This is a genomic window from Paraburkholderia sp. RL17-373-BIF-A, assembly GCF_046030175.1.
Classification (GTDB): domain Bacteria; phylum Pseudomonadota; class Gammaproteobacteria; order Burkholderiales; family Burkholderiaceae; genus Paraburkholderia.
In genome coordinates, this window is sequence record NZ_JARESO010000083.1 from 23421 (window position 1) to 29654 (window position 6234).

Annotated in this window: 6 protein-coding genes; 1 reads left to right on the top strand and 5 read right to left on the bottom strand. The window is 59.8% G+C overall.

Going from position 1 to position 6234, the window contains the following annotated elements; translation table 11 throughout:
* Positions 1-16: 16 nt before the first annotated feature.
* Genes P0D80_RS44620 through P0D80_RS44640 form a run of 5 tightly spaced genes read right to left on the bottom strand, consistent with a single transcriptional unit; the run spans position 17 to position 5551 of the window.
* Entirely contained in the window at positions 17-358 is a 342-nt protein-coding gene (locus P0D80_RS44620) for a MaoC/PaaZ C-terminal domain-containing protein (protein ID WP_408293777.1), read from the bottom strand.
* Between the two features lie 28 nt (positions 359-386).
* A complete protein-coding gene (locus P0D80_RS44625; protein ID WP_408293780.1) occupies positions 387-2174 on the bottom strand; it encodes an acyl-CoA dehydrogenase in 1788 nt (595 codons plus the stop codon).
* Between the two features lie 32 nt (positions 2175-2206).
* Positions 2207-3139, bottom strand: a complete 933-nt coding sequence (locus P0D80_RS44630) for an electron transfer flavoprotein subunit alpha/FixB family protein (RefSeq protein ID WP_408293783.1) — start codon at positions 3137-3139, stop codon at positions 2207-2209.
* Complete coding sequence (locus tag P0D80_RS44635) at positions 3140-3889, bottom strand: electron transfer flavoprotein subunit beta/FixA family protein (protein WP_408293786.1); 750 nt, start codon at positions 3887-3889, stop codon at positions 3140-3142. It lies immediately after the preceding gene.
* 33 nt (positions 3890-3922) lie between these two features.
* On the bottom strand, positions 3923-5551 hold the full coding sequence (locus P0D80_RS44640; protein WP_408293789.1) for an acyl-CoA synthetase: 1629 nt from the start codon (positions 5549-5551) through the stop codon (positions 3923-3925).
* A 539-nt stretch (positions 5552-6090) separates the two neighbouring features.
* On the opposite strand from P0D80_RS44640, the gene P0D80_RS44645 reads away from it, so the two are divergent.
* The coding region (locus P0D80_RS44645) for an FAD-dependent oxidoreductase (RefSeq protein WP_408293792.1) at positions 6091-6234 on the top strand (144 nt) is incomplete at its 3' end.

The window sequence follows — 6234 nt, forward strand, 5'->3', positions numbered from 1 at the left end:
TTCGATACTCCTGCGGCTAGTACGACCGACCTTTACCGGATGTGACAGTGACCAGCACCTCGTTGTCGATGACGACGGTGTCGCAAACGCGCACCTCTTCTCGAGGAGGTAAGAGGGTCCCCGGCTCCGGGAACTTGTTGGCAGTAACGGCCGGGATCACGCTGGCGGTCAGAAAGCCGTGTGCGATACGCCCGGCGAAGGACGAAGGGGCATCGAACTCTTCGTTGATGTGGACGGCATCGTTGTCGCCCGGGACACCGGCGAACAGCGCGATATCCGCTTCAGTGATCGTCCTGGCGATGGTCGCGGTCATGTCGACGGAGAGGCCTTCGATGTCATAGCCGTTGAACTCGTTCATGACTTCATTCCGGTGATTTGGGGTTCGCTTAGAACAGCGACTCGTCGAGAGCGAGAACCGAGCCCGCACCGTCGACGATGGCCTTGCGGAAAGCGTGCGCCTCGGGCAACACGTGTTCGGCATAAAAACGTGCAGTGACTGTCTTGGCTCGATAGAAGTCGCTCCCGGAAGTCGCCTGCTTCGCCGCTGCGACCAACGCCGCGCGAGCCATAAGCCAGCCCCCCGTCACGGTGCCGAAGAGCTTCAGATAAGGCACCGCGCCGGCCGCGGCACTCGCAGGATCACGCTCGTAGATCGACAGCAGCCATCCGGTTGCGGTCTCGAGGGCCACTGTGCCGCCTTGCAGCGACCCGGCGATGACGCGAAGGTCCTTGTCACCCGCAGCTTCGAGGGCGACCAGGGTGGCATTCATCTCGCCTAACAGGAGGTGGACTGCGACCCCCTGGTCGCGGGCTACCTTTCTCCCGATCAGATCGTTAGCCTGAATTCCGGTCGTACCCTCGTAGATCGTAGTGATGCGCGCATCGCGCATGTGCTGACAGGCTCCCGTTTCCTCAATAAATCCGACGCCACCGTGCACCTGAATTCCGGTGGAAGTGATGTCGACGGCATTTTCGGTACACCACCCTTTGACAACTGGCGTCAGAAGATCCGTCATGGCCTGGCATTTCTGGCGCTCGGCCGCGTCCGGATGCGATTGCGCCTTGTCCATCTGGGCAGCGGTGAAATATGCCAATGCGCGCATGGCTTCGATTCGCGCTTTCATATCCATCAGCATGCGCCGCACATCCGGGTGATGGATGATCGTCACGGGACCACCGCTCGTCGCGCCGATGGGGCGGCTTTGAATGCGCTCACGCGCATAGCCCAGCGCCTGCTGGTAGGCGCGCTCGGAAATCGCCACGCCTTCGAGCCCGACATTGAGACGGGCGTGGTTCATCATGGTGAACATGCATCCCAGACCGCGGTTCGCCTCTCCCACCAGGTAGCCAATGGCGCCCTCGTTCTCGCCGAACGCCATGACTGCAGTCGGACTGCCGTGAATACCCATCTTGTGCTCGATCGACGCGCAGATGAGATCGTTGCGCGGCCCCACGCTGCCGTCGTCGTTCACCAGAAACTTGGGGACTACGAAGAGCGAGATCCCTTTCGTTCCCTCAGGGGCGTCCGGCAGGCGTGCAAGTACCATGTGGATGATATTTTCCGCCATGTCGTGCTCACCCCAGGTGATGAAGATCTTTGTGCCGCTGATGCGGTAGTGATCACCCTCAGGTTCAGCCTTGGTGCGGACCGCGGAGAGGTCCGAGCCGGCCTGGGATTCAGTGAGGTTCATCGTGCCGGTCCATTCGCCCGACACCATCTTCGGCAGATAGCGCTGCCTGTCCTGCTCGGAGCCATGATGCGCGATGGCCGCCACTGCGCCGAGGGTCAGCATCTGGCAAAGTGAAAAGGCCATATTGGACGCTTTCCACATTTCGAGTACCGCCGTGGACACCAGGGACGGCAGACCCTGGCCGCCAAAGTCGGGGCTGCCCGGCATTGCGTTCCAACCGCTTTCGACGAACTTGCTATAGGCCGCCTTGAACCCGTCCGCGGTCGTGACGTGTCCATCCTTGCATGTGCAGCCCTGGCGGTCGCCTTGAGCGTTAATGGGTGCGAGAACCTCCGTCGCAAACCTGGCTGCCTCGTCCAGAATCGCTTCCACAAGGTCGGGCGTCACTTCTTCATTGCCGGGTAACGCTGCGATTTCGGCAAGGCCAGCCAGCTCGTTCATCGCGAACAGCATGTCGCGCGTCGGTGCCACGTAAGTTGTCATGTTTGTGTCCTTCGCAGCGAGCCCGTCCGGGTTCAGTCGAGCAAGCTGCAGAGTTCGGGCAACGCCTCGAACAAATCGGCCACCAGGCCGTAATCCGCCACCTGGAAGATCGGTGCATCTCCATCCTTGTTGATAGCGACGATCACCTTTGAGTCCTTCATGCCGGCAAGGTGCTGGATTGCACCAGAGATGCCAACTGCTATGTAAAGATCGGGTGCCACGATCTTGCCGGTTTGGCCCACCTGATAGTCGTTGGGCACGAACCCCGCGTCGACCGCGGCGCGTGACGCTCCAAGCGCCGCACCCAGCTTGTCGGCCAGCGGATCGAGCAGCCTGTGGTAGTTCTCGCCGTTGCCTAAGCCCCGGCCACCGGAGACGATGATTTTTGCATCACCGAGTTCGGGCCGCGCCGACTTCGTGAGTTCACGGCCTGTTACTTTCGACAGGCCAAGATCGGGACCTGCAGGCATCGATTCGACTGCCGCGACACCGCCCAGGCCAGCGGCGTCGAAGCCAGTAGTGCGCACCGTGATGACCTTCACCGCGTCGTGGGACTTGACAGTAGCGAGCGCATTGCCGGCGTAAATCGGTCGCACAAAGGTGTCGGCGGACTTCACTGCAACGATGTCGGAGATTTGCGCCACATCCAGCAGCGCGGCAACGCGTGGCAGCATGTTCTTGCCGAAGGTGGTGGCGGGCGCCAAGATGTGGCTGTAACCGTCGGCATTGGCGATGACCAGGGCGGCGACGTTCTCAGCGGTCTGGTCGACGTAGTACGTCGCGTCGGCCACGCGCACCTTCTTGACGCCATCGATCTTCGCGACTGCCTGTGCCGCGGCAGCGCAATCGCTGCCCGCTACCAGCACATGAACATCGTCGCCGATCTGCTTCGCCGCGGTGATAGCGTTTAGCGTCGCACCCTTGACCGACACGTGGTCGTGCTCCGCGATTACGAGGATAGCCATTTAGATCACCTTCGCTTCTTTCTTGAGCTTGTCGATCAACTGCCTGACGTCTGCTACGCGGATGCCGGCAACGCGCCTGGCCGGCTCCGTTACCGCGAGGGTCTCCAGCCGCGGAGTGACGTCTATCCCAAGCGATTTGGGCGTAAGCGTATCGAGCGTCTTCTTCTTCGCCTTCATGATGTTGGGCAAGGTCGCATAGCGCGGTTCGTTCAGCCGCAGATCGGTGGTGACGACAACAGGGAGCTTGAACTCCAGCGTCTCCAGGCCGCCATCTATCTCGCGCGTGACCGTGGCCGTGTTATCCGCGACGACGACCTTCGAAGCAAACGTGGCCTGAGCCCAGCCCATTAGCGCCGCCAGCATCTGGCCGGTCTGATTGGCATCATCGTCGATCGCCTGTTTGCCACAGAAGACCAGTTGCGGCTGTTCCTTTTCGACGAGCGCCTTCACCAGTTTGGCGACGGCCAGCGGTTGAAGTTCGACATCGGTTTCCACCAGAATGGCTCGATCCGCGCCAATCGCAAGAGCGGTACGCAGCGTTTCCTGGCATTTCGCAACGCCGCATGACACCGCGACCACCTCCGTCGCAATGCCCGCTTCCTTCAGCCGCACCGCCTCTTCGACGGCGATCTCGTCGAACGGGTTCATCGACATCTTCACGTTCGCCAGGTCCACGCCGCGCCCGTCTGGATTGACGTGAACCTTGACGTTGAAATCAAGGACGCGCTTAACGGTAACGAGTATCTTCATGATTCGCTCACTGTTGTGGCGGGTGTCAGTTCTTCAGAGCGCATTGGCCCGTTCGCGCAAAACGAACTTCTGGATCTTGCCTGACCCGGTCCTCACTAGCGGACCGAAGACGACCTTCTTCGGCACCTTGAAGCGCGCCATGCGTTCGCGGCAGAATTCGATAATTTCCCGTTCCGTGGTCTGCGCACCTTCCTTAAGTTCGACAAAGGCGCACGCAACCTCTCCCCATTTTTCGTCGGGACGCGCCACAACCGCTGCGCCGATTACCGCAGCATGGCGATACAGAACATCCTCCACCTCGAGCGAGGAAATGTTTTCACCGCCCGAAATGATCACGTCCTTGGAACGATCCTTGATCTTGACGTAGCCGGCGGAGTCGACCACCGCCAGATCGCCGCTATGGAACCAGCCGCCGGCAAACTCCTTCTCTGTCTCATTGGGATTCTTGAGATAACCCTTCATGATCGGATTGCCGCGGAACATGATTTCGCCCATCGTTTGCCCGTCCCAAGGCACGGGATGCATGTTCGCAGGGTCCAGCACCGTCATGCCTTCCTGCATGGGCGCCCTCACACCCTGGCGCCCATTGAGTTCGGCACGTTGTTCCAGGGGCAGTTTGTCCCAGCCTTCCTGTTTGGCGCACACTGCGGCGGGACCGTAGGTCTCTGTCAGACCGTACACGTGGGTAATGTCGAAACCAATCCGCTCCATCCCCTCGATGACTGACGCTGGCGGTGCGGCCCCGGCGATGCAGCCAGAAACCCGCTGCTCGATACCAGCGCGCATTTCTTCCGGCGCGTTGATCAGCATGCTGTGCACGATCGGGGCAGCACAGAAATGGGTCACCTTATGCTTCCTGATCGCGTCGAAAATCGCCTTGACTTCCACGCGACGCAAACACACGTTAGTGCCGGCATTCGCCGCCATGGTCCACGGATAGCACCAGCCATTGCAGTGAAACATGGGCAGCGTCCACAAATAGACCGCGTGGTGCGGCATGCCCAAAGAAAGGATGTTCGACACCGCGTTGAGGTACGCGCCACGATGGTGGTAAACCACGCCCTTCGGGTTGCCCGTAGTGCCGGAGGTATAGTTGAGCGCAATTGCATCCCATTCGTCTTCGGGCAACGACCACTCGAAGTTCGCATCCCCTTCGAGCAGGAATGCTTCGTACTCTTTTTCTCCGAGAAGCTTCCCGCCTTGATGCTCAGCGTCATCGATATCGATGACGAGCGGCCGCTCCTCGAGCATCGGCAGAGCGTGCTCCATGATTGCGGAATACTCCCGGTCGGTGATCACGACTTTGGCTTCGCCATGCTGTAACATGAAACCAATAGCTTCCGCGTCGAGCCGGGTATTCAGGGTATTCAACACGGCGCCAATCATCGGCACTGCGAAATGTGCCTCGTACATGGCCGGCACGTTAGGTGCCATCACTGCCACCGTGTCGCCAACCCCAATCCCGCGCTTCTTGAGTGCCGAGGCGAGACGCCGGCAACGGTCATAGCATTCCTTCCAAGTAATCTGCCATTCCCCGTGAATCACGGCAATCCGATTCGGGTAAACGAGCGCGGCACGTTCGATGAAGCTAAGTGGCGACAGCGGCACGTAGTTCGCGCCATTCTTGTCGAGCCCGAAGTTGTAGGCAGCGATGTGCGTCACGACAGTCTCCTTTCGCTTGCGATTGAGCCACTGAGTTGTATGTCAGTGTGTACGTCGGAGACGATCAACCCTCCTGTACTGCAACGCGCTTATTACTTCGTTAAACTTAGATTCGCCTTTGAGACAGGGGGCGAAACCCGCTGGGCCTAAGACGTGCGATGCATTATGTCGATATGATCAATCGAGACCCTCGTTCTGCGCTGCCGTCTTGAGGCACTTTGCGCCAGGCGTCTCTCGGCATGCAGGAAAATTGTGCACGCTCTAGCGCTGAAATTCGGTACGGTGCCGTACCGGAACAGTCCAGAATTTCGCGCGCCGCGGCAACGCAGGGGCAGATGCCGTTCTGCTCGACCAAGCGTCCGTAAGCAGGAACAACACTCTGGTCGAACGCCGGGCCAGCATGAGCCATGCTCCACCATTTTTCGAAGAAACTCGACACGAGATGATATGTGCGGAGCGAAAAACCTTGATAGGGCGCATAGTCGTTAAGTGTGGGGCGTCCACAAGACTTCGCGTCTGTTAAACTTCATAAGCAAATCATGTCCAATCTCAGCACTCAGCGGTGTAGTCCTCGTGAGTCGATGGAATACGACGTCGTGATCGTCGGCGGCGGCCCGGCTGGCCTGTCCGCGGCGATCCGCCTGAAGCAGCTGGTGCAGGAGAAAGGCGCCGAGATCGGCGTC

Bases quoted from the DNA above. Each gene is read 5' to 3' on its own strand.
- P0D80_RS44620 (WP_408293777.1), bottom strand. From the start codon at position 358: ATGAACGAGTTCAACGGCTATGACATCGAAGGCCTCTCCGTCGACATG.
- P0D80_RS44625 (WP_408293780.1), bottom strand. From the start codon at position 2,174: ATGACAACTTACGTGGCACCGACGCGCGACATGCTGTTCGCGATGAAC.
- P0D80_RS44630 (WP_408293783.1), bottom strand. From the start codon at position 3,139: ATGGCTATCCTCGTAATCGCGGAGCACGACCACGTGTCGGTCAAGGGT.
- P0D80_RS44635 (WP_408293786.1), bottom strand. From the start codon at position 3,889: ATGAAGATACTCGTTACCGTTAAGCGCGTCCTTGATTTCAACGTCAAG.